This is a genomic window from Aequorivita viscosa (assembly GCF_900106795.1).
Classification (GTDB): Bacteria; Bacteroidota; Bacteroidia; order Flavobacteriales; family Flavobacteriaceae; genus Aequorivita; species Aequorivita viscosa.
The window spans coordinates 87,674-111,098 of the sequence record NZ_FNNS01000003.1 but is presented as its reverse complement, the minus strand read 5'-3'; the positions used below and the strand labels follow the sequence as shown (position 1 = coordinate 111,098).

The 23,425-nt window shown below is 34.8% G+C and carries 19 protein-coding genes and 1 pseudogene; 3 read left to right on the top strand and 17 right to left on the bottom strand.

Going from position 1 to position 23,425, the window contains the following annotated elements:
• Nucleotides 1–99: 99 nt before the first annotated feature.
• The 3 genes from asnS to BLW28_RS02460 all read right to left on the bottom strand — a co-directional run bounded on the left by asnS (nucleotide 100) and on the right by BLW28_RS02460 (nucleotide 5,178).
• On the bottom strand, nucleotides 100–1,542 hold the full coding sequence (gene asnS / locus BLW28_RS02470; protein WP_073214897.1) for an asparagine--tRNA ligase: 1,443 nt from the start codon (nucleotides 1,540–1,542) through the stop codon (nucleotides 100–102).
• Between the two features lie 130 nt (nucleotides 1,543–1,672).
• Entirely contained in the window at nucleotides 1,673–4,066 is a 2,394-nt protein-coding gene (locus BLW28_RS02465; RefSeq protein WP_073214893.1) for an efflux RND transporter permease subunit, read from the bottom strand.
• A 158-nt stretch (nucleotides 4,067–4,224) separates the two neighbouring features.
• Nucleotides 4,225–5,178, bottom strand: a complete 954-nt coding sequence (locus tag BLW28_RS02460) for a DUF6427 family protein (RefSeq protein ID WP_073214890.1) — start codon at nucleotides 5,176–5,178, stop codon at nucleotides 4,225–4,227.
• A gap of 40 nt (nucleotides 5,179–5,218) precedes the next feature.
• Between BLW28_RS02460 and BLW28_RS02455 the strand changes: the two genes are divergently transcribed.
• Nucleotides 5,219–5,446 (top strand): DUF6341 family protein, encoded by a 228-nt coding sequence (locus tag BLW28_RS02455; RefSeq protein ID WP_073215110.1) that lies wholly within the window; start codon nucleotides 5,219–5,221, stop codon nucleotides 5,444–5,446.
• A 5-nt stretch (nucleotides 5,447–5,451) separates the two neighbouring features.
• On the opposite strand, the gene purD is transcribed toward BLW28_RS02455, so the two are convergent.
• Complete coding sequence (purD, locus tag BLW28_RS02450) at nucleotides 5,452–6,723, bottom strand: phosphoribosylamine--glycine ligase (protein ID WP_073214887.1); 1,272 nt, start codon at nucleotides 6,721–6,723, stop codon at nucleotides 5,452–5,454.
• A 448-nt stretch (nucleotides 6,724–7,171) separates the two neighbouring features.
• Here purD and wecB point away from each other — a divergent pair, with 448 nt between their 5' ends.
• Nucleotides 7,172–8,278 (top strand): non-hydrolyzing UDP-N-acetylglucosamine 2-epimerase, encoded by a 1,107-nt coding sequence (gene wecB, locus BLW28_RS02445; protein ID WP_073214885.1) that lies wholly within the window; start codon nucleotides 7,172–7,174, stop codon nucleotides 8,276–8,278.
• A gap of 55 nt (nucleotides 8,279–8,333) precedes the next feature.
• Nucleotides 8,334–9,086 (top strand): glycosyltransferase family 2 protein, encoded by a 753-nt coding sequence (locus tag BLW28_RS02440; RefSeq protein ID WP_073214881.1) that lies wholly within the window; start codon nucleotides 8,334–8,336, stop codon nucleotides 9,084–9,086.
• Here the strand turns inward: BLW28_RS02440 and BLW28_RS02435 are convergent.
• From BLW28_RS02435 to BLW28_RS02375, 13 genes and pseudogenes are all read right to left on the bottom strand, one after another.
• A complete protein-coding gene (locus tag BLW28_RS02435) occupies nucleotides 9,083–10,396 on the bottom strand; it encodes a phenylacetate--CoA ligase family protein (RefSeq protein ID WP_073214878.1) in 1,314 nt (437 codons plus the stop codon). The genes BLW28_RS02440 and BLW28_RS02435 overlap by 4 nt on opposite strands.
• A 63-nt stretch (nucleotides 10,397–10,459) precedes the next feature.
• A pseudogene (locus BLW28_RS02430) lies at nucleotides 10,460–11,812 on the bottom strand (exopolysaccharide biosynthesis polyprenyl glycosylphosphotransferase).
• A 7-nt stretch (nucleotides 11,813–11,819) separates the two neighbouring features.
• The gene (locus tag BLW28_RS02425) at nucleotides 11,820–12,803 is read right to left on the bottom strand and encodes a UDP-glucuronic acid decarboxylase family protein (protein ID WP_073214872.1); all 984 of its coding nucleotides are present in this window, start codon (nucleotides 12,801–12,803) and stop codon (nucleotides 11,820–11,822) included.
• Between the two features lie 43 nt (nucleotides 12,804–12,846).
• Nucleotides 12,847–14,091, bottom strand: a complete 1,245-nt coding sequence (locus tag BLW28_RS02420) for an O-antigen ligase family protein (protein WP_083540657.1) — start codon at nucleotides 14,089–14,091, stop codon at nucleotides 12,847–12,849.
• Between the two features lie 216 nt (nucleotides 14,092–14,307).
• The gene (locus tag BLW28_RS02415) at nucleotides 14,308–15,045 is read right to left on the bottom strand and encodes a WecB/TagA/CpsF family glycosyltransferase (RefSeq protein ID WP_073214865.1); all 738 of its coding nucleotides are present in this window, start codon (nucleotides 15,043–15,045) and stop codon (nucleotides 14,308–14,310) included.
• Between the two features lie 14 nt (nucleotides 15,046–15,059).
• A complete protein-coding gene (locus tag BLW28_RS02410) occupies nucleotides 15,060–16,211 on the bottom strand; it encodes a hypothetical protein (protein WP_143156780.1) in 1,152 nt (383 codons plus the stop codon).
• The gene (locus BLW28_RS02405) at nucleotides 16,192–17,502 is read right to left on the bottom strand and encodes an O-antigen ligase family protein (protein ID WP_073214860.1); all 1,311 of its coding nucleotides are present in this window, start codon (nucleotides 17,500–17,502) and stop codon (nucleotides 16,192–16,194) included. Before BLW28_RS02405 ends, BLW28_RS02410 begins: the two co-directional genes overlap by 20 nt.
• Before the next feature lie 5 nt (nucleotides 17,503–17,507).
• A complete protein-coding gene (locus BLW28_RS02400; RefSeq protein ID WP_073214857.1) occupies nucleotides 17,508–18,359 on the bottom strand; it encodes a sialate O-acetylesterase in 852 nt (283 codons plus the stop codon).
• 91 nt (nucleotides 18,360–18,450) lie between these two features.
• The gene (locus tag BLW28_RS02395) at nucleotides 18,451–18,846 is read right to left on the bottom strand and encodes an acyltransferase (protein ID WP_200791516.1); all 396 of its coding nucleotides are present in this window, start codon (nucleotides 18,844–18,846) and stop codon (nucleotides 18,451–18,453) included.
• 113 nt (nucleotides 18,847–18,959) lie between these two features.
• Nucleotides 18,960–20,033 (bottom strand): glycosyltransferase family 4 protein, encoded by a 1,074-nt coding sequence (locus BLW28_RS02390; protein WP_083540656.1) that lies wholly within the window; start codon nucleotides 20,031–20,033, stop codon nucleotides 18,960–18,962.
• Between the two features lie 9 nt (nucleotides 20,034–20,042).
• Nucleotides 20,043–21,260 (bottom strand): oligosaccharide repeat unit polymerase, encoded by a 1,218-nt coding sequence (locus tag BLW28_RS02385; protein WP_073214846.1) that lies wholly within the window; start codon nucleotides 21,258–21,260, stop codon nucleotides 20,043–20,045.
• 423 nt (nucleotides 21,261–21,683) lie between these two features.
• Nucleotides 21,684–22,928, bottom strand: a complete 1,245-nt coding sequence (locus tag BLW28_RS02380) for an oligosaccharide flippase family protein (RefSeq protein WP_073214843.1) — start codon at nucleotides 22,926–22,928, stop codon at nucleotides 21,684–21,686.
• 11 nt (nucleotides 22,929–22,939) lie between these two features.
• Nucleotides 22,940–23,383 carry a hypothetical protein gene (locus BLW28_RS02375; RefSeq protein ID WP_073214841.1) on the bottom strand — a complete coding sequence of 148 codons (444 nt, stop codon included), beginning with the start codon at nucleotides 23,381–23,383 and terminating at the stop codon, nucleotides 22,940–22,942.
• Between the last annotated feature and the right edge of the window lie 42 nt (nucleotides 23,384–23,425).

Sequence of the window (23,425 nt, the reverse complement as noted above, 5' to 3'; positions counted from 1 at the left end):
TACAAAAATAGATCCATCTTTAAATACAATAACTCGTGTCTAACTTTCTATTATGCTTACAAGGAACACCTCAACAGTAAAAATGAAAAGTTTAGAAACTTAAAAGTCTGCGTTGCCTGGAGTACGTGGATACGGTATTACGTCGCGAATGTTACCCATTCCTGTTGTAAACTGAACTAAACGCTCAAAACCAAGTCCGAAACCACTGTGCACTGCTGTTCCAAACTTACGTAGATCTAAGTACCAATATAGCTCTTTTTGGTCGATATTCATCGCTTTCATTTTCTCTAAAAGCACATCATATCGTTCTTCCCGCTGCGAGCCACCTACAATTTCCCCAATTCCAGGGAAAAGCACGTCCATTGCTCTAACTGTTTTTCCATCGTCGTTCAAGCGCATATAGAAAGCCTTGATTGTTGCAGGATAATCAAAAAGAATTACGGGAGATTTAAAGTGTTTTTCAACCAAAAAACGTTCGTGCTCACTCTGGAGATCAGCGCCCCATTCTTCAATAATATATTTGAACTTTTTCTTCTTGTTTGGTTTAGAATTTTTCAGAATATCAATCGCTTCTGTATAGCTTACGCGTTTAAAATTATTATCGAGTATAAAGTGAAGCTTTTCGCGGAGCTTCATTTCACTTCGCTGATCTTGAGCTTTTTTCTTTTCTTCTTCTAAAAGCCTGTTTTCAAGAAATTCTAAGTCGTCTGCACAATTGTCTAAAGCGAACTTAATTACATACTTTATAAAATCTTCAGCCAAATCCATGTTGGCGTCTAAGTCGTTGAAAGCAACCTCTGGCTCGATCATCCAAAATTCTGCTAAGTGGCGACTTGTATTTGAGTTTTCTGCCCTAAAAGTTGGCCCAAAAGTATAAACCTTCCCAAGTGCCATAGCATACGATTCGGCTTCTAATTGCCCACTTACTGTAAGATTGGTTTCCTTTCCAAAAAAGTCTTCTTTATGGTTTACATTTCCATTTTCATCTAACGGAATGTTTTTAGGGTCGAGGGTAGTAACGTTAAACATTTCACCAGCGCCTTCGGCATCACTTCCTGTAATAATAGGAGAATGCATATAGTAAAAACCGTTTTTATGAAAATATTCATTTATTGCAAACGCTAGTTTAGAGCGTGTACGCATTACTGCTCCAAAAGTATTGGTTCGAATTCGTAAATGCGCTTGTTCCCTGAGGGTTTCTAGGGTATGTCTTTTTGGGGAAAGAACAGTGAGCTTTACATCGTCTGGATGTGCTACTCCCAAAACTTTTAATGATGAAACCTGCACTTCAACTGTTTGACCTTGCCCTTGACTTTCCACGAGCATTCCTACAACTTCAATAGCGGCCCCAATTGTAACTTTTTTAAGGATTTCGTCGTCTATATTTTCAAAATCCACAACACATTGCAGTGTTTTAATTGTGGATCCATCACTTAAAGCTATAAAGCGGTTACTTCGAAAGGAGCGTACCCATCCACGGACTTTTACTTCGTGCAGCGTAGGCTCAGTTTTTAACAGTTGGTCTATAGTTCTATTTAACATTGGTATTATTTTGAGTTGTAAAGATACTTTTAAATAAAATTCAAAAAAAGTGAAATACACCCGATTCTACATTCGAACACATAATGAAAATGGCGCATATTCAATTATAAACTTATTGTTTTAAAATTGCTTAATTACTTTCTTCATCTTCGGCATCGGGCAATATTTCGATGGCTGGCTTTCGCATTGTTTCTTTATTGGCTATACTTCGCTCCAAGGACAATAATAAGGTGGGAAGAAGCAATAAATTAGAGAGCATCGCAAATAGAAGCGTTATTGAAACTAAGGCCCCTAAAGCAACTGTGCCTCCAAAACTCGAAATTGTAAATACTGAAAACCCAAAGAAAAGCACAATAGATGTATAAAACATACTTACGGTCGTTTCACGAAGCGCGGCAAAAACCGATTTCTTTATCTTCCAATTATTGGCAACGAGTTCCTGCCTGTATTTTGCCAAAAAGTGAATTGTGTCGTCCACAGAAATTCCGAAGGCAATGCTGAATACTAAAATAGTCGACGGTTTAATAGGAACACCAACAAAGCCCATTACTCCCGCCGTAATTATTAAAGGCAATAGGTTTGGAATAAGGGAGATTATTATCATTTTAAAGCTTCGGAACATCCAAGCCATAAAGGTGGCTATTAATAAAATGGCCAATGATAACGATAAAATTAAATTGTTGACTAAGTAATGTGTTCCTTTCTGAAACACCAACGCTTTTCCGGTTACTGAAACATTGTAACGATCTGATGGGAAAATCTTCTCAATTTTTGTGTTCAGATCTTCTTCAATACGTTTAAACCTATCGGGCTCGGTATCTTTCATAAACGTTGTAATACGCGCAAATTGCCCAGTAGTATCAACATAGCTACTCAATAAATTTGTATCTGTATTGCTGCTTTTAGCATACGAAAGAATAAAAGTTCTTTCTTGATTATTAGGAAGTTGATAATACTCAGGATTTCCGTTGTAATACGCTTGTTTAGAATATTTAACCAACTCGACTACGGAAATAGGGTTTGCAAATTCTGGGATCTCTTTTATGTGGTCTTGCAGTTCATCAATTCGTTTTAAGGTAGGTAGACTCATTACACCTTTTTTCTTCTTAGTGTCTACCATTATTTCTAGGGGCATAATGCCTTCGTATTCCTTTTCAAAAAAGCGTATATCTGAAAAGAAATCTGTGTTTTTGGGCATATCTTCAATGATGCTGCCCGAAATTTTAATGTTGTATATTCCTATAATACTAGCGCAAAGTACCAAAACAGCAGCAATGTAAATAGTAATTTGTCTTTCCTTCACCATACGCTCAATCCATCCTGAAAATTTGCTTATCCAGTTTTTATTAAGGTGTTTAAGGTGCTTGTATTTTGGCACCGCCATATAGCTGTAAACTATTGGGATAATTAGCAAACTTAAAAGGAAAATAGCAACGATGTTTATGGAAGCTACAATCCCGAATTCGCGCAACAATTCACTTTTGACTAATATAAATGTCGCAAAACCACAAGCGGTAGTAAGGTTAGTCATTAAAGTTGCATTCCCAACTTTAGTAATAACGCGTTGCAACGATTTTGCTTGATTTCCGTGCAGTTTTATTTCTTGTTGGTATTTATTAATCAAGAAAACACAATTTGGAATTCCGATTACAATTATCAACGGAGGAATTAATGCTGTAAGAACTGTTATTTCATATTGTAACAAGCCCAGTATTCCGAAAGCCCACATAACGCCGATGATTACGGTACACATTGAGATAAAAGTGGCACGCCAAGAGCGGAAAAAGAAAAAGAATATCAAGGAAGTAACGAGCAAAGCACCTCCAATAAAAAGACCGATTTCATCAATAATACTTTGTGAATTCAAGGTGCGGATGTAAGGCATACCCGAAGTGTGTACCTTAACCCCCGTTTCGTTTTCAAAATTTTTAACTAACGGAATCAGATCATTTACAACAAAATCTTTTCTATCAGCAGTGTTTACGATGTCCTTTTTAAGATAAATAGCAGAGCGGATAGACTTTTTGCTCGGACTGTAGATAAGTCCGTCGTAAAAGGGAAGTTTATTGAAAAGATCGTCTTTATATTGCGCCAAGCTGGCATCTGTAAAAACCGAATCTTTTATAAACGGTACTAATTCAAATCCAACGGTATCGGTTCGTTTTTGAAGTTGTTTTAAATTGCCTACTGAAAGGGTAAATTCAACCTCACTAAATTTTTCAATATCTTTTGAAAGCCGGTGCCACGCTTGGAATTTTTTAGGAGTGAAAATAGCAGAATCTTTCACACCCATTACTATAAGGTTTCCTTCTTCTCCAAAATGTTTTAAAAACACATCGTATTCTAGATTAACAGGGTGGTCATCGGGCAATAAATTGGCTTCTGTGTAGGTAAAGCGCATATTTTTCCATTGCATGGCGAGCAGCACGGTTAATAGCGCGATAACTATTAAAATCCCCGTACGATTCCGCAAAATAAAACGAGCTACAACGCCCCAAAATCCGATACTGAAAAGTTTGTTCAAAACATTTTTTTAAAGACCGCCCAAAGGTAAGGATTCCCGATAAGTAGTAGATTTATTTTAAGTGGTATTTTGGAAGCGGTGCGCAATGATCTGCTAAGCACTTTCGAAATTATAACCTCAAGAATATTTGAATGTATAATTATCTAAATCAAATAAAGTTATAAAAACAAGAATAATAGGCCAAACAGGCAGACTATCCACAGCACAATTTCTTTAAACCAATATTCTGCTACGTCACCTTTTTCATAGTTGCGTTTATCGCTACCCTCAATATAATTAGCACATAGAATGGCTGTTGGGGCAAATAGAAACAATAATTCAGAGCCGTTTTTTTCAGGAGTACAAACAGCTATCGCAACGCTAGCAACTACAACGGTAAAAAAGATCATATAGTTGGACTTCTCTTTTAATGAAACAGACCCCAATCGCAATATTCTAATAAGCCATGTAAATAATAATAGCGTCAACACTAATGTAGTGGGAATAAGTACTTCTGAAAAATTATACAATGAAAAATCTAACCCAATAGGTTGTTTAGATGAAAAGAACCAAATAAACGTATCATTTGCCAACAGCTGAAACGCAGCATTAGTGAGAAGGACAGCAAAAAAGCCAACAATTGGAATAAGCGTCTCCCTAGCAGTAAGGTTTGGTTTTCGGATAATTGCAATCCAAAGTGGAATAAAAAACAAAAAACTCCAAAAATTAAATATAGACGCCACTGTTACCCAAATTGCTCCGTCTAGAATTTTTTTCTTCGAATTTGAGTCCTTTCGCAAGCTTATTATTCTTCTAAAAGCTAATAACAAAAATACATTTGCCCAAATTATCTCCGGATTTTGAAAAATAACAGGAAACATTGCAATAAATAAGGCATAAAAAAAGATGGCATAAGCATTAGACTGTGTTAAATGATTTTTGCCTACAATAAAATCTAACAGAATGATGCTAAACACAATAGCACATAGAAGTAGTACTAATTGAATAAAAGTAATAACATCAAAATCGGGTGAGGAATTATTAAATGAAGTCCAAATAAACCCTAAGCCTATAATCCCTCCTATGATTAAAAGATGGACTGGCTTAGATTTTCCGAAAAAGCTTGTTAGCATGGGTGTTATTTTATATTTTTGCTATCTAAAGTTTAAAGATATGACTTGGAAAGGTTTTTGGGAAGGAATAGCTTCCCTTTTTGAAGATGTGCTTTTTATTCCTCATAAAGCAATCGTAGCGTTAGAACTAGACAATTGGTTCCTGGCAAATGCAGTTTCTTGGATTTTTGTTTTAATTGCCGCAGCTGCTTTTATATATTGGATGTTACAACTTAAAAAATTTGACGAAAACACCGAAAGCCAGTATACCTTTGACGAAAGCCTTTGATTTTTTTATAAATCAAAGCCAATATCGCCACGATAATTCATCCTATCAAAAGATATCTTCTCGATATTTTGATAGGATTTTTTTAGTGCTTTTCTGAAATCGACATCTAAAGAAGTAATTGCTATAACGCGCCCCCCGTTGGTAAGAACCTTGCCATTTTCCGATTTGGTTCCTGCATGAAATACAATGGAATCTGCTACATTCTCCAAGCCTGTAATTTCTTTTCCCTTTTCATAATTTTCTGGATAGCCTCCTGAAACTAACATTACAGTTGTTGCTGCTCTATTATCGATTTCAATATTTACTTTGTCTAAATTTTGATTGTAAGTAGCTTCAAACAAATCGATTAAATCAGTTTTTATTCGTGGTAAGACAACTTCTGTTTCAGGGTCGCCCATACGTACATTATACTCAATAACATAAGGCTCATTATTCACTTTTATTAAACCAATAAAAATAAAACCTTTGTAATCTATATTTTCTTTTGCAAGACCATTTACAGTTGGTTTAACAATCCTGTCTTCAATTTTTTTCATCAACTCCGCATCTGCAAAAGGTACTGGGGAAATTGCTCCCATTCCTCCCGTATTTAGTCCTGTATCACCTTCTCCAATTCGTTTGTAATCTTTGGCTGTTGGCAGAATTTTGTAATTTTTTCCATCGGTTAATACAAAAACACTTAACTCAATTCCATCTAAAAACTCTTCAATTACCACTTTAGCGCTCGCATCTCCAAATTTACTGTGGGCAAGCATGTTTTCAAGTTCTTGTTTAGCTTCGTTGAGGTCGTTTAAAATCAATACTCCTTTTCCTGCCGCTAATCCATCAGCTTTTAAAACATATGGCGGATTTAAGGTTTCTAAAAACAACTTACCTGCTTCCAAGGATTTAGCCGTAAAGCTTTCATAAGCTGCTGTAGGGATGCCGTGCTGCATCATAAACTCTTTTGCGCGCTGTTTACTACCTTCCAGCAGCGCCCCTCGCTTTGAGGGCCCTATGAGCATAACCTCTTTTAATTCATAAGTCTCAGCAAAATAATCGGCTATACCGTGAACTAATGGATCTTCTGGCCCTACCACTACCATTTTTATATTGTTGCTAACAACACAATTTTTAACAGCTTCAAAATCTGTACTATTTATCGCTACATTTGTTGCAATAGTTTCGGTGCCCGCATTCCCGGGAGCAACAAATAAATTTTGGCAACGATTGCTTTGAGAAATGTAATAGGCAAACGTATGTTCACGACCGCCAGAGCCTAGGATTAGTATGTTCATGGTATTATGTATTTAGACTTATATAAAAAATTACAGGTTAATAGTTAAATGATAAATGCTGCTACGCTATTCTTCGGCGCAAAAATAGGAGTTTTATAAAATGACATCCCGAATATCAGCTTCAATATGTAATTGGTTTTACATATTTTGGAACCAACACTATAAATACAACTTCAATTACTCCCTCTGTTTTCGGTAGCTTCTTCAATACCGACTTCAAAAATAATTCATTTTATTACGAAATCTACGTTTTAGCGTTAAAAGCATTTTTTTATATCTAATATCAACTTAATATAAGCTGTTTGGCCTATTTGACAAGTTTAGAAAAACGATTAATCTATTTCATGAATCTGCCGTTAGTCAATTATACGAAAGAGGTTTAAAAATGACGTGGCTTACATTCAGTTTCCCTATTTTTGCGAATTAAGACAAAATCCAACTCACGCTAATGGAAATAACAATTGTTGCTGGAGCAAGACCAAATTTTATGAAAATATCGCCAATTATCAAGGCGATAGAAAAGCTTAAGACCGAGCAAAAACCAATTAGCTATAGGCTCATTCATACCGGTCAACATTATAGCGCTGCACTGAGTGATACTTTTTTTGATGAGTTACAAATACCGAAGCCAAACAAAAACTTAGATGTTAAAAGTGGTACGCAAGCTGAGCAAACAGCAAGTATCATGATTGCTTTTGAAAAAGAATTGGCAGAAAACAGACCCGATTTTGTGCTCGTAGTTGGCGATGTAACCTCAACAATGGCTTGTGCTATTGTAACAAAAAAGGCTAACATTCCTTTAATACACGTAGAAGCTGGCATTAGAAGTGGCGACAGGACAATGCCTGAAGAAATAAACCGAATGGTCACCGACAGCATTACAGATTATTTCTTTACTACCTCGGAAAAAGCCAGTCAGAATTTAATTGATGAAGGCCATTCTAAAGAAAAGATATTTTTTGTCGGAAATGTAATGATTGACACTCTTTTGAAAAATTTAAATCGAATTGAAAAACCTACATTTTGGAGCGATTTTAATTTAAAGCCTAAAGGATACTTCTTACTAACATTACATAGACCGTCAAATGTTGATAAAGGATCTTCGTTTGCAGAGCTCTTACGTACAATTGTATCACATGCAGGAGATACTCCTATTATTTTTCCGGTTCACCCTAGAACGCAACAAGTTTTAGAAGCAATAACCAGTGAATTTAAAAACTTACATGTAGTTGAACCACAAGGGTATTTAAACTTTATTTACCTTTTAAAAAATGCTAAAGCCATATTAACAGATTCGGGAGGTATTACCGAAGAAGCGTCTATTTTAAACGTTCCGTGCCTTACGTTTAGAAACTCGACGGAACGACCAGAAACCTGTACTTTAGGAACAAATGTATTAGTTGCCAATAATATCGAAAAGATAACTGCTTCATTTCAAAGGTTAAATAACGACGAATGGCAACAAGCGCAAGAAATACCGCTGTGGGATGGAAAAGCTTCAGAAAGAATTATTGAAAATTTAGTAGAAATATATTATTCAAAAAAAGGCAACTAGAATCATTGCGAACGTGAATCTACATTTGAAATAGATTTTGCCAATACAGAATTACATGACAGCTTTAGTATCCATTATAACACCAACCTACAATTCTGAAAAATACATCAGGGAAACTATAGCTTCTGTACATAGCCAAACGTACTCAAACTGGGAACTTATTCTTGTTGACGATTGCTCTACAGACCAGACTATTTCAGTCATAAAACAAATACAAAAAACCGATGACCGGATTCATCTCATCAAATCTACCGTTAATTCCGGTCCCGCTGTTTCCAGAAACAAGGGTATTGCAAAGGCAACAGGAACGTATATGACTTTCTTAGACGCGGATGATATTTGGTTTTCTGACTTTATTGAAACCAGTATCAAAACAATTAAAAAAACAGGCGTGCATTTTGTTTTTTCTTCTTACAGGCGATCAAATGAAGCGTTAGAATTTGTCTATTCAGATTTTATCGTTCCTCAAAAAGTAACCTACACTGACATTCTTAAAACAAATTCAATAAGTTGCTTGACTGCTTTTTTAGATATTGAAACATTAGGGAAAAAGTTTATGCCCGAAGTGTATAAAAGACAAGACATGGGGTTATGGTTGCGGTATTTAAAAGAAATTCCTTTCGCTTATGGAATTCAAGAACCAAAAGCCATTTACCGAATTCGAGAAAACTCCTTGTCTCGAAAAAAATCTGCCCTCATTAAATACCAATGGCAGTTTTATAGAAAAGTAGAGAACTTAAGTGTTTTAGATTCCAGTTACTATATGATACAATGGGCTGTGCGTGGGTTCTTAAAGTATAAGAACTAAATTAACGACTCAAACTGCTTCAACTTCCCACTTTTTGATCTTGGAATAAAATCCTTCCGTGTAAAATTGAAGTTTAAGTTAGGCTCTAAGTAGGTTTTTGCTGCTGCTTTAATGTTTATAATTTGTATTGCAGTCAAAGGCTCATTACTCTTATAAAGCACTTCAAAAGTATCCCGTGCGATTTGTTTGATTACAAATTCTTGAATATTTCCATCATTTTGCATTACGGTTTTGGTAACATAATAAAATGTAAGACCAGATGCTTTTTTGCCGCTTGGTAGTACCACAAAGTCGTTTGTCCTTCCAGTAATATGCTTAAAAATTGGTTTTTTAAATGTTGACTTCTCGTCCAAAACACCCATATCTCCAATTTCATAACGAATAAACGGGTGTGCTTTGTTAAACAAGTTAGTAACAACCACCTTGCCTTCAGCACCTAAGGGAACAGGATTGTTATTTTCGTCCAAGATTTCTATGAAAGACAACTCTGAGCTTACTTGCCAGTCATCTTCAAGATTGGTAATTGCTAAAATTCCAGTTTCTGAAGCACCATACTCGTTCACAACCCGAACTCCAAATTGTTTTTCAAGTAAAGCTTTGTCTTTATCAAATAACATTTCTGCCGTAGTAATACATACCTTCAGTGTTGGACAAACTGCTCTAAGCACAATTCCTTTTGATTCCAAATAATTGGCAAATAACACTATAGAGCTCGTATACCCGTTGATATATTGAAATGGTGTCGATTTAAATTTCTTTAAAATCCTTTCGAGTGCGTCGTCGGTAAGATCAAAAATTGAAAAACGATACCTTTTTCCTAAAAAATCTTTCAACCTTTCTTTTCTATAACCAATAAAATCTTTTGGTATACCATAAAAACGGGCCTGATACGATGAGTTTAAGTCAATTCCATACCATCCATATTTATAGATTATGTTTGCCCAAGTCATGGCGTGGGCAAATTTGTCTATTGCAAAGAACATTGGGGTTCCAGTAGATCCTGATGTTTTGTTTGTATAAAGGTGTTTAGGATTATTATAACCAATAGACAGCTTCTGCTCTAAAGGCTTTTGATAATCGGCTTTGGTCATCACTGGTAACTGATGCCATTTATCTGGTAAGCTATTTCCTACTAGGTTTTTATAGAATGCATTATTTTCAAAATGAAAGGTTACAATTTCTTTCTTCTTTTGATTAATATAATCTTCATATTCTGCTTCAGGAATACTTAAGATCCTTTCATATTCCTCTTTGGCTTTCTTCATCGGAAAACCATTTAGTTTTTGAGACAAATCGAAAAGATTCAACATACTACTTCTTGTTCAAAATTAGTTACTATCCTTTACAGATTGGTTCCGAGAAAAACTAATCGTCTAATAAGCCTTTTCCTCCCCTCTCAGGGCGTTATATATAGTTTGAAACACGATTTTAATATCGAGGAAGAGGCTTCAGTTTTCTAAATAGAAAATGTCGTACTTCACTCTGTTAATTATGTGACTTTCGCTGTCTACCTCACCACGAAACCCACTTACTTGTGCCAAACCTGTAATTCCTGGTTTTATAAAATGGCGCACCATAAATTTATCTATTCGTTCAGCATACATATGCGTGTGACTCACCATATGCGGTCTTGGCCCAACAACCGACATATCTCCTTTAAGAACGTTGATAAACTGTGGCAATTCGTCAATACTTGTCTTTCGGATGATCCGTCCAATTCGGGTAACCCGAGTATCACCTTTTTTAATTTGATGCAAATCGGCCATAGGATTTGGAATCATTGATCGGAATTTATAACAGTAAAATTCCTTATAATCTAAACCATTACGCTTCTGTTTAAAGAATATTGGTCCTTTCGATTCTAACTTAATCAATAAACCTAACAAAGGTGTTAACCAAGATAATATACCAATAATTACCGCAAGCGAGAGGATAATATCGAACGCTCTTTTAATAAATTTATTTAGCGGTTCATCTATGGGGATTTTACGCATGGACAATATAGGAAGCACGCCGTAATACGAAAAATCAAGTCGTTTACTATATATTTCCTTATTGTCTGGTAGAAACTTTAGGATTTTTAAATTGTTATCTACAAACTCAATAAGTTTCAGCAGATCTTTATTACTCAGCTCTGCAACGGAAGCATAAATTTCGTCAATTTTTTCATCCATCACATATTTCATACATTCTTCTAGTGTGTCGCTTCCTGATTTTTTAAAATCGAAAGTTTTATAGAGTTTATAACCATAGACGGGGTTTGCAGTGAAAAATTTACGGAGGCGATCTGTTTTTTGGTTTAAGCCTAAAATGACGACTTTTCGAATATTACCTCCTAAGTGTAGCCGATATTTTTTTAGCAAATAATAGATTCCAAATTTTACGATGGCGATACACGACATCACTAATAGAACATATTTAAAAACAATTGCCGGCGGTATATCAAACTGGTTGTAGAAGCCAAAAAATGAAAACACAATAAGCACAAAAACAATCCCTTGTTTGCCCAATAACGACATTATGTTTGCGGCATGCGTAAAACGATAAATTTCATAAAATCCAGAGCGCAATGAAAGAACAAGCCAGGCTATTGTTAAATAAACAACGAAATTGAAGTATGGAAACGATGTTCCAAACATGCTAAATGCCAAAAAATGGATAAAGAAAAGATCTATTCCGTAAGAAATAGGCCTTAAAAACCCTGAATATCTTCCACTTTTAAACATCTATTCGTTATCTATTATGCTTTGAAAAATCTTTGTGTTCACTTTTAAATAGCTCTTCTTTTGTTAGGCTTTTAAAGTATTCGTAGGTTTTTTTCATTCCTTCTTCACGAGAAACTTTAGGTTCCCAACCTAATATTTTTTTTGCTTTTGAGATGTCTGGTTCTCGTTGTAATGGATCATCTTCAGGCAAAGGTTTGAATATGATTTTTTGATTAGTTCCTGTTAGTTTTACGATTTCCTTCGCAAAATCAAGAATGGTTATTTCGCCTGGATTACCAATGTTTACTGGTAAGTGGTAATCACTGAGCAAAAGATGGTAAAGTCCTTCAATTTGATCATCTACATAACAAAATGATCGTGTTTGCAATCCGTCGCCAAAAACTGTTAAATCTTCCCCACGAAGGGCTTGTCCAATAAACGCGGGAATAACACGCCCGTCATTTAGACGCATTCTGGGACCATAGGTATTGAATATACGGGCTATTCTGGTGTCTAAACCATGGGTTCGATGATAGGCCATGGTAATGGATTCTTGAAACCTTTTGGCCTCATCGTAAACGCCACGTGGGCCAATGGTGTTCACATTTCCAAAGTATTCCTCTGTTTGTGGGTGTACTAAAGGATCTCCATAAACCTCAGAGGTAGAGGCGATTAGAATACGAGCATTCTTTTCCTTTGCCAATCCTAACAGGTTGTGAGTGCCCAATGAGCCTACTTTTAAGGTCTGAATAGGTATTTTTAAATAATCTATAGGGCTTGCTGGCGAAGCAAAATGAAGAATATAATCCAACTTGCCTGGCACGAATACAAATTTTGTTACGTCGTGATGGTAAAATTCAAATGCTTCAAGCTTGAATAAATGTTCAATATTCTTGATATCGCCTGTAATAAGATTATCCATCCCAATTACTTGGAATCCTTCGGAAATAAACTTGTCGCAAAGGTGGGAGCCTAAAAACCCTGCAGCACCTGTTATGAGTACTCTTTTCAATTTTATTTTTTTATTAGGGGCAAAAATACAATTTGCATTCCTTTTAAGTCTCTTTTATATCGTTGTTTTCGAGAGCTGAAACACTCGTCATGATAATTATCAAAATAAAGCCAATATAATAAGCTCCAATTTGCCTGTGGAATACATTTTCGACCAAACAATACATTACTAAAATTGCTAGCATTGCGGTTGGAAGAAAGTGCTTTCGAACTGATAAAAAGGTTACAACAATAAAGCCTAAAAACAGCAGTAAAGCAATAAAACCAGCACTAAGATAAAAGTCTAAAAACTGGTTATGTGTATTGTATTCTTTGGCAATGAAAACATCTCTTTTCTCCAAATTTGGTATCTCCGCTTCATAGCAGGAAACAAGCTTATCGTTTGTAGTAGCAAATCCATTTCCTGTTAACGAAAAACCTTCATCATCTATTATTTTCGCAGCGCATTGCCAGACAATCGCCCTTAATTCAAATGTTCTTGTGTTTTCTATTATTGGTACAATGGTGTTGGCTTTTGCGTCAGAATTGTAAATGTTGTCACTTTCATTTTTCAAAAGAAAAAACATTCCGATAACAGCTATAATAGCGCCACTCGCTAAAACCATTTTCCAAATTTTCCGTTGCCCATAAAATTGTTTTAATAACAATAAAACAAGCAGCGAAATTCCTGCAATTTTTGATGCAATTAAAATAATAAACACCAAGTTGATTACGATATTCGCTAAATGATAATTATTGTTAGGATGATATTGCTTCTTAATAGATTGAAAAGAAACCAGAATACTAAATGTGCTAAGAAGCCCAAGATAAAGTCGGTCAATTAACAATGATTCAACAACTTGAGGTGAATCTCCAAGTGCAAAACTTCCAGTATTATGCGTTATTAGCACAAAGTTATAAACTGAAAAAATGATGGCTGCCAAGGATGATAAGATAATAGCTCCCTTAATTTTACCAATCTCATCTGCGGTTGGTTTTGCTTCTGAAACAGGAATATAGAGGATTGCTAATCCTACAGCTATCATTACTTTTTTAATGATGTTATAATCTTCTAAGAATCGGCCACCCAAGAATGAATTAATACAGAGATAGGCGAACAGCGCAAGGAAAACAGCAATTGGAAGCGATTTCATCTTTTTGAAATCCTCTTTTTTTACAATTAAAGGAAAAGCGACAACCAAAATTATTAAAAGGATGTTAGGCAATGCTCTAATGTAATTATCAAAAGGGATAATGAGGTAGAGTAGCAAAAAAGCGTAAGGGTATATGGCAGCGAGCAGTATCCTCATTGGGTTTAGGAAATCTTTTTAAATTGTAGGGGAAGATAGAAAACTCTGAGGAGATATTAGATATTAGATGTGAGATTTTAGAAGAGAGTTGTTCAGTGGGCAGTCGCAGTTTTCAGTTCACGTTGTTCAAAAGTTCGGAACTCATAGTCTTATCCGAATTATTTTTTAGAAAATTGCTCTTTTATGAAGCGGTCCCCCGAGGGGGAGGGCGATATGTTATCGTGAAAACCGCTCTTTTAACACCAAAAAGATAAATTTCGAATTTCCAACCAAATAGCGTTTCCACATCCGTTTAGGTTCTTGGAGGAAGCGATAAAACCACTCCAGCCCCGCGTTTTGCATCCAAACGGGAGCTCTTTTTACTTTCCCAGCAACTACGTCAAAGCTACCACCAACACCCATAATCAGGTTCACATTTTTAAGGATATCGCGATATTTGTATAAGAAGTTTTCTTTTATAGGTGATGAGATTGCCACAAATAACATTTGAGTACCGCTATCTGCAATTTGTTGAGCAATTTCTTCTTCTTCAGAAGAGGAAAAGTAACCATTTCTATAACCTGCTATAATATTTGGGCTATAGATTTTAGAATATTTATCTACGACTTCTTTAACTACTTCTTCTTTAGCTCCGAAAAGAAAAATCTTATTGTGGTTTTTATGCGCCATTTCAACCAAATTGGCCATCAAATCGATACCTGCAACGCGTTCTTTTAGTGGCTTTCCTAAAAATTTTGAAGCCCAAACTACTGCTTGTCCATCGGCATTGATTATATGACTTTCGTTTACACTTTTACGAAGCTCAGAATCTTTCTGCATGGCCACTACTTTGCCTGCATTCACCACAACATGATGGACTTGCTCCCCACTTCGGATTTTTTCCTGTACCAACGCGAGGGTTTCTTGCATGGAAAGGTTGTTTATAGCGGTGTTTAGGATGTGGATTTTATCCATTTAGACTATTCAAATTAGTAAAAAACAGTTTTATCAAGAAGCTTCTCTTTTAAAATTAATAGATAAATAGCGACAGAAGCATTCTCAAAAAAATTACCCGCCAAAAATACCATAAGCCCAAGACTTAAAATAATGTATATCCCACTTTTATCAATATGAAAAGTGACAAAAGATTTATAAAAAGTAAATAGGTAATACAAGCCACCTAAAATTCCCCAAAAAAGGAAAACATCTATAAAGCCCATTTGACTCCGAACACTAAGCTCTGAAATACCACCAAACAGATAATTGGCCCAGCTCCAGTTCTCTTTAATGAAAGGAAGGGTTTGCTCCATAAAAAGGTCGTCTCGATAGGATAAAATGGCAGATAAAAGTCCTTCGTTTTGCCTAATTTGATTGAAAATACCAAATTCAAAAAAGAAGAAATAGGCTATTGCAGCACAGGCGGCCATAATTACAAAGAAAATTAGCTTACGTTGCTGCTTGCTGAAATTGACAAAGCAAATCAAATAAATAAAAAGTGATGCAATTAAAGCAATATAAAGAATCTTAGTACCTGTAAATATTGCGCATGCAATCACGAAATAAGTTTTCCAACTTTTTAAAAAATCTCTTTTTAGTTTAAGAAGAAAATAAAATATCGCAACTGCATATACGTACGAGCTTGTCGCTGAAGTTATAAAAAGACCATTATAACCAAATCGCTCACCGAAATACGACCTGAACATGGGGATTTCCCAGATGAATCCTACAAAAATAAAAACACCGTTCAGTATTAAGAGCGCTTCAAAAACCTGAAACAACGATTTTCTCTCATTTTCCCCGATTGGATAGTGATTGAAATAGATAAGGAGAAAAATAGGGAAAAGCAATTTACTAAAGCTTACCACCATTTCCTGATTAAAGCCATTAGCAAGAAAAATTTGGCCCACACAAAATATAACTGCCAAGACAAGCGGAGCAATAAGGCTTTTGGTTTTTCTCCATAAACCGAAAGTAAGTACTATATACACCGCGAATTTGATATATCGCGGAATATCAGATTTTCCTCCTTCAACACGGATACCATATTTGCTGATGGCTTCGGAAACAAAAAAGAGCAACAGCATAATAGCCATCAAGTGCTGCTTCGACTTTTCTTGTATCCTAGTGGTCCACATAGCCATTCTTTTTTGAATTTGGCAAATTAGAAAAGAACAGAACAGTGCCAAACAGCGCAACAAAAGTAATAGCCGCATTGTTTTGAAGGTAACTTTCAAAACAACTAATTGCAGCAATCATAAAGAACAAAAAGAAGAACTCTAAGTCTCGAGCTCGTATGGCAAATAGTAGGTTTGAAATCAGGAAGAAGAGGAAAAGAGCAAGCCCTACAATTCCGTATTCTAGGGCAAAAGATAGATACAAATTGTGCGCATCATATCTGTTGTTATACGAAACCATTAGGTTGTTCTTAAGATAGAAATCGGCTAAAGTCTCTTTTTCCGTATAGGTTCCATAGCCAAAAATAGGGCGTTCTGAAATTGCTTGTAGTGCCGCATCCCATCTCGCAATACGGGAATCGGCAGCAATTTCTTTAGTGTTGTAAGAAGTGTTTACCTGATCGGTTAATTCCCACTTCAGTTCATTTGTAAGCCTTGAAAAAATAAAAGTATTTGAAAGCGCCCGAGCTCCAAAAAGAACTGTGGCTACAATAAACACCAAACTAAGTGAAAGCACAAAATATCGTTTCTGTTTAAAGCTTCGTATGGCTCCTAACACAACAGCTGAAATTACAATAAGTCCATATAGTAAGAAAATGATTCGAGCATTTATGAAAAGTACGCCAATGGAAAGAAATACGATTCCAGCCCAAATCAACAGGTTATTGGATTGTTGATTCTTAAACAGGTTGTGAAAGAGAAGTACAAGCGAAAACAGAACATAAGACCCTAAATAGGTAGGATACATATCGAAAGGTTCCGTAAAATAATGATAGGTGTAATAATAGTTTAAAATTTCATCATCAAACTTTAAGAAGGGGCGTGTGGCAAAGTAATTTAAAAGTGTGTTAACTAATAATATGCCAATAGAAATAATAGAACCGGCTACAATTCCTTTAAAAAGGCTTGTTTTGACACGTTGCAGCATTGTTTGGGAATAAAACAACAAAAGCAAAGGACAGAGTAAAAAAGCAATCGTTCGTCCCATCACTTTCGTACCAATAAAAGTTGGTTCGGAATAAAAAACTCCAATTACATAAAGCAAAAAGAAGGGTAGAAGTGTGTAAATAAGCAATGAAGGCTTCCGTTTGACATACTCTTTTTTGATAAACAAAAAATATCCTGACCCGACAAAAAACAGAATCAAAAACAAATTACTTAAGCCTATGTGCAATGGTAAAAAGAAAGCCATAAGTAATGCAGCTACAGTCAATATGCTAACCTCAGCTTTTTTAAAATACGTTCTTGGACTTACCATATCTATCAATAAATGTCTATTTGTGAAGCCACCAAGAAGTTAGCCAAGGTTTCTCCTATGTGATTTAGTGCTGTTTGATTATAATGCACTGGGTCTTGTAGCCAATTTCTTTGTTCAAAATATTCAGTTTCACTATAACCAATAAAAGTATAATTATCTTCATCGGCTACCTCACGTTGTACTTGCCTAACGATTTCAAAACCAGAATCGCATATTCTACAACTTACATTTCTACCTGTTTCAACAATAATGAACGGAAGTGCAGCTCCGTATTTGTTACGATAGTTATTTATTAGCTTTTGTAATGAACTTTTGTATTGCAAACGGGTTAATTTCCCTTTACCTATCGCTTCACCATCATTTTCACCTTGAGACCAAATAATAGCATTGAGTTTAGGTTGGCTATTTGAAGATTCGGCAATTTTTGACAATGCTCTGTCTATTTTTCTATAGCTGTTTGAGAGTAAACCACCTGTTTTACCCCAAACACCCCAATTATTTTGTTCGGCTAAAGGGTGTAATGCACTACCGCCCTTGGCACATTGGACAATTAATATTTCCTGATTGGTAATTTTCGAAAGGTTTAAGGCCAAAGAAGGAGATAAGCTTCCTGTAACAGCTTGTTCAAAACCTAAATCAACTTGACCCACTGGATCTTGAAGGGGTGTAATTGCATTGAGTATGGAGTTGTATTCAAAACAATTTTTAAGTCCAGTAGCTGATTCTGCCGCATTGCCGGCTCCTACAGCATTGCTTTGTCCCGCAACGACAATAATTATTGGGTCATCCAACTCGAGGTCTTGCGGAGTGCAAGCGAGTAAAAAGCTGAAAAGAAAAAGGACAAACCCAAATTTCATCTGTAAATACTATTAGTTTTTTAAAACACACAATGAGCATCCTGCTAGTTATTCCGCTGTGCGCACCTTAGTTAATCGCTGATATTTCAAATTACTTTCGAGACTTAATTAATTTAGCCGGAACACCCCCAACTACCGTAAATGGCGCTACATCTTTTGTTACAACGGCACCAGCGCCAACAATTGCTCCTTCCCCAATGGTAATTCCAGGCATAACAACCACATTTCTTCCCAACCAAACTCCATCTTTAATAATAGGTGGATTAGGCTCAGTGTCTCCCTGATCTACAATGGGTATTTCAAGATTTTCGTGATTGTGCGAAACACTTAGGATTGCCACATTCGGTGCAATTAATACATTGTTGCCGATAACTGCTTGTTGGATAAATACATTTTCATTAATCCTGCAATTATACCCTATTGAAATCCCGTTAGCATTTGAGAGATATACGTTGTATTCTATTTTGCTTCTTTTATCAAAAGGCATCAGTTTTAATACTTTGGAAACATACCAAACCCGCCAAGTACTTGTAAACGACAAGAATCGGGAGTGGGGCAGGTTATAGAATATGGCATAATAGCATGCCAGACCAAGTTTTTTTAACATAGTTCCAAAAGTTGCTGATACAAATTTGCGGATACTTTTTCACTATCATACTGAATTGCAGTAGAAATTGCATTTTTACGCATTGTGAGCTTATCTACATCTAATATTGAATTGTATTCTATAATTCGTTTTGTCAAACTTTCAACATTATTCGTTTCAAAAAGAAATCCGTTCACACCTTCATTTATATAGGCAGAAGGAGCACCAATATTACTCGCTATTACCGGCAAACCGCACGACATAGCTTCCAGGCCTACCAAGCCCAAACTTTCATTGAGTGCTGTGGGAAACACAAATAAATCTAGGTTTTTATAGTGCGAAACGATTTGGCTTTGAGACAGTAATCCCAAGAATGCTATTTCACTTTCAAGGTTCAGCTCTTTTCGCAATTGCAACATTTCGGCTTCTTTATTTCCTTGTCCAATAATAAATCCATTAACTGAATATCCTTTATTTTTCAATTCTGCTACAGCTTTTAGAAAAACATCCCAACCTTTATTGGCATCAATTCTAGAAGTCATCCCGATGTTAATAACTCCTTTTTCGGGTTGTTTATGATTTTCGAGCTTAAAAACATTTCTGTTTATACCACCAGAAGGATAAACAATGATATTATTGACCGCAACCTCTGGAAAAGCATCTTTAATGATTTCGACAAAATACTGAGAAGGCACCACTACCCTTTTAGCATACTTTAAAGCAAATGCATTTATCTTTTTTTGAAGCTTGGAACTATTGAATTGTGTTATATCGGAGCCGTGAATATTAACCACAATTTTCTTTCTGAAAACACCTCCTAATAGAATTATTATTGGAGTATGGTGCCATAAAAAATGTATATATATGAAGTCACTTTTGCTGAAAACCCCATAAAATAGTGAATTGATATAATGAAAAAGATATTTCAGGGCTTTAGTAATAGCACTAGGTGTTTTTCCTTTAATAACTGCCAAATGTGAAAAACGCGCACCTTGACGCTCTAGGTTTTCGACGAAATTTTTCACGAAAACGCCGAAAAGTCCATCCTTTGTGGAAGGGTACATATTGGAGATTAGGAGTATCTTCATCGGTGTTTCTTAATTTGGAATAGTGTATTTAATGCGCATAACAACTATTTTTAAAAATAGAATTACGAACAATAAGATAAAGAAAACGACATCAAAATAGCCTGTATGAATTAGCATTAAGGCATTTATAGTAACTAAAACATAAAGAGCAATTGAAAAAGGGTCCTTTTTAGCCTTCATAAGTTTTTTTAGATATTCTATAAAAACTCCTAAAACAAAGAAGCCAAAGAAAACACCAAAATAACCACCATCTACAAACAATGCTCCTTGTAGTGTAGGAGTAATACTCCAGGGTTTTCCATCAGGGAGCTTACGGGCCTCAACTATTTCACCAATAATGTTTCTAACCCCTAGTTGTTCACCAGGCAGAACAGTAAGAAAATTAGCTATAGCTAAATAACCGTAGTAATGGTTTCCTTCAGTCTTTTCAACCAATGTTTTCACCACTTCTTGATCATATCTAAACACGGCCAAAGTAGGCATAAATGGCATAAGATAACTATGATCATCCATATAGTCTAAATCGACATTCTTAAAGAATTTTCTTACGTCATATTGCCTACTAACTCTGTAGGACGAAATGGAGGACATCAAAACTAGAACTCCTAATACCACTAAGAGGTTTCTAAAAGTGAATACGTTTTTATAATTATTTTGAAAATCATTTCGAACAATTACAAAAATGAGTGCACATCCACCTGCTAAAATGATTAATGGAGATCTATATCCTAAAGAAAGAACCGAAACTGATTGAATCGCAATAAAAATTATATGCCACCATTTTACTTTTTTATTTGCCAATAATTCACTGCTGAAAAACAGTAAGGTTGTAACAATTCCTAAGTAAATGAAGATATTAGTATATGAAATTGTTTTAAATCGGGCTGCCCCCATTAAAATTATGATACCGCCATTCATAGCGTGCGTAGCAAGAATGAGAACAAAAGAAAAAATGTTTGAACCCCAGAATATAACCTTTAGGACGTGAGGTTTAAAAGATCCCTTACTGGGTGAAAATTTAATTTTAAGTATTCTTATTAATAAAGTTCCAGAAATAAATCCTATTAATCCTAAAAAAACTAATAAATAGAGTACTCCATTCTCCATTTTTTCCTTGTAAAAAGGAAAATTGATAATGCCAATTAAATTAATTAATAAAAAAACAATTACGAACAGCCGCAAATAAGGCAATGCGCGAATACTAATTTTCTCTAATAGTACTTTCATTCATTTATTAGTAATAATTAGCCTCACCAAAAAATGTCAAGCTAATATTTGAAGCGAATATAAGAACCTTAATACGTTAAGCAATATTGAGAATTAAACTAAAGCACTATTTAATTCAAATCGTAATAAAGTGTTGATAAATCTGAACGTTTAAAGAACCAAAAAATTACGCAAGAAAGAGTTTTTAGAATTTTGAATGTAAAGATACTATTAAACCACAGCAACGCTATTATAAATAATTCAGATAACTAAACTACGTGATAAAATGAGGCTATTTACGAGCATGATTCGATTATATGTTCTTGAAATTGGGCATAAGCACTTGCATTTAAAAGTGCAAATAAGGTAAATAATAATGGTTTCATAAGTTTAGTTTTTTTAAAAGACACTTCTTTATAATACACATAACAAATAGATGTGTCCTTAGTCAGAATTTCCTTTCAATTTAAGGAATTTCTCTGTAAAATACGATAGTCCTACTAAAAGTGCGAAGTATGTGAAGAAGTTAGTTGAAACCGCACCTATCAATCCATGTTTTGGAAGCAACATAAATACCAAGATAATATTGATAATCGCCACAATAAATACAATGTAGAATCTAAACTTTTGCTTATCAAGAATGATAAGAAGCATTTCATAATTGGCGAATACAAATCGGGTCAACGCTGTTACAAGAACTATAACAAAAGCCAAGAGCGTTATATCATTACTTGGCACTTTTATAAGCTGGAAAATAAAGTCTTTGAAAAAATATAACAGCAACAGAATTCCAAAACCTACCAGAAAACTATATAATTGGAGTTTCCTAAAGTTTTTGAGCAAGCTTTTTCCGCTTAGCTTTTTTAAATAAGACAACACTACCTGCGACATTGAAACTGTAATTAGATAGACGGGGGCTATTATCACAAATAAGGCTCTATAATAACCATAAGTCTCTGTATCAAGAAGATAAAAGAGGAGTATCATTCCTGATTGAGTGTATAGCGCAGTAACCATATCTTGATATCCAAAGTATTTTCTTTCTAAAAAACTTTGCTTTAAATTTTCTTTTGATAAGGATTGTTTGCGCGAGCTGTCTTTCAAAATAGACCGATCTAATAAAATAGAAAGGAGAAAGACAAAAAGATTAATAGCAATAAGAACCAAGAAAATGAAATGTAAATTAGATACTGGATTTTCCCAAAGGAATAAATACCCAATGAATAAAATCAATAATAAAAAGAAATAGATATATGCTTTTAGTTCTTTTAGAAAATCTCCTGCACCTTTGTAAAAAGAAAACAAAATGAGGTTAAGTGAGAGAACAAATCCTAAAACAATTCCATATATCAATAAATCCCAACCTTTTACAAATTCTAAAAAAGGAGTTAAAATAAAATATAAAGATAAGGTCGCAATAAAAATTAGCGACGTTATATAAATAGAGTTTAAAAAAGTCTTTTTACTTTTTTCAATCGTCTGAGTTTCATTAATTAAAAAAATGGGGCTTCCGAAAGGCATAAATGCCATCAGGATATTAGAAGCTGAATACACAAATGAAAAAATTGCATAGTCGTGAATGCTAAGGATATTGATGAGCGTAATATTAAACAACCACCTTGAGCCAAATTGAAGGCCTTGCGATGTGTTGTTAAGAAGAATGTTTTTTAAGAATAGTTTTGTGCTCATTATCTTTCCTTCTAAAAGGCAATATTTTTCAAAACAATTCTATTTCCGATTATAGTTCTGTATTTGTCTCGATCAAATAAATAAAAAACTAAGGTGTCAATTTGAGTATGTGGAACAGCTATGGTCTCTATAAAATATTTATGATTATTAAAGGTTTGAATTTTCGGATGTGGATTCCAAGCGACTTCTTCATTAAACAAATGTTGTTCATCTTGATATAAATACATTCCCAAACTATAGTTCTCAACAAGACTTGAATCAATTTGGTCATTCAGTTTTAAAACGATGCCAAGACTATCTTTATGTGCTTGAAAAAAAGCGGTTTTATTTACTTCAAAATTATTTACAAATGACTGATTGATATTTCTAATATGTCTATAATCTGACAAACCGTTATTGAGATTTTCTATGCCAAACTGATTCTGACAACTTAAAATAATAGAAGCTGTACTCAATATTAAAACTATTTTAAATAACCTGAAGTTCATCATTAATAA

Coding starts and splice junctions, on each gene's coding strand:
- BLW28_RS02390 (WP_083540656.1), bottom strand. CDS start 20,033: ATGAAGATACTCCTAATCTCCAATATGTACCCTTCCACAAAGGATGGA.
- BLW28_RS02440 (WP_073214881.1), top strand. CDS start 8,334: ATGACAGCTTTAGTATCCATTATAACACCAACCTACAATTCTGAAAAA.
- BLW28_RS02385 (WP_073214846.1), bottom strand. CDS start 21,260: ATGAAAGTACTATTAGAGAAAATTAGTATTCGCGCATTGCCTTATTTG.
- purD (WP_073214887.1), bottom strand. CDS start 6,723: ATGAACATACTAATCCTAGGCTCTGGCGGTCGTGAACATACGTTTGCC.
- BLW28_RS02415 (WP_073214865.1), bottom strand. CDS start 15,045: ATGGATAAAATCCACATCCTAAACACCGCTATAAACAACCTTTCCATG.
- asnS (WP_073214897.1), bottom strand. CDS start 1,542: ATGTTAAATAGAACTATAGACCAACTGTTAAAAACTGAGCCTACGCTG.
- wecB (WP_073214885.1), top strand. CDS start 7,172: ATGGAAATAACAATTGTTGCTGGAGCAAGACCAAATTTTATGAAAATA.
- BLW28_RS02455 (WP_073215110.1), top strand. CDS start 5,219: ATGACTTGGAAAGGTTTTTGGGAAGGAATAGCTTCCCTTTTTGAAGAT.
- BLW28_RS02405 (WP_073214860.1), bottom strand. CDS start 17,502: ATGGTAAGTCCAAGAACGTATTTTAAAAAAGCTGAGGTTAGCATATTG.
- BLW28_RS02400 (WP_073214857.1), bottom strand. CDS start 18,359: ATGAAATTTGGGTTTGTCCTTTTTCTTTTCAGCTTTTTACTCGCTTGC.
- BLW28_RS02380 (WP_073214843.1), bottom strand. CDS start 22,928: ATGAGCACAAAACTATTCTTAAAAAACATTCTTCTTAACAACACATCG.
- BLW28_RS02435 (WP_073214878.1), bottom strand. CDS start 10,396: ATGTTGAATCTTTTCGATTTGTCTCAAAAACTAAATGGTTTTCCGATG.
- BLW28_RS02460 (WP_073214890.1), bottom strand. CDS start 5,178: ATGCTAACAAGCTTTTTCGGAAAATCTAAGCCAGTCCATCTTTTAATC.
- BLW28_RS02420 (WP_083540657.1), bottom strand. CDS start 14,091: ATGAGGATACTGCTCGCTGCCATATACCCTTACGCTTTTTTGCTACTC.
- BLW28_RS02410 (WP_143156780.1), bottom strand. CDS start 16,211: ATGGCTATGTGGACCACTAGGATACAAGAAAAGTCGAAGCAGCACTTG.
- BLW28_RS02395 (WP_200791516.1), bottom strand. CDS start 18,846: ATGCCTTTTGATAAAAGAAGCAAAATAGAATACAACGTATATCTCTCA.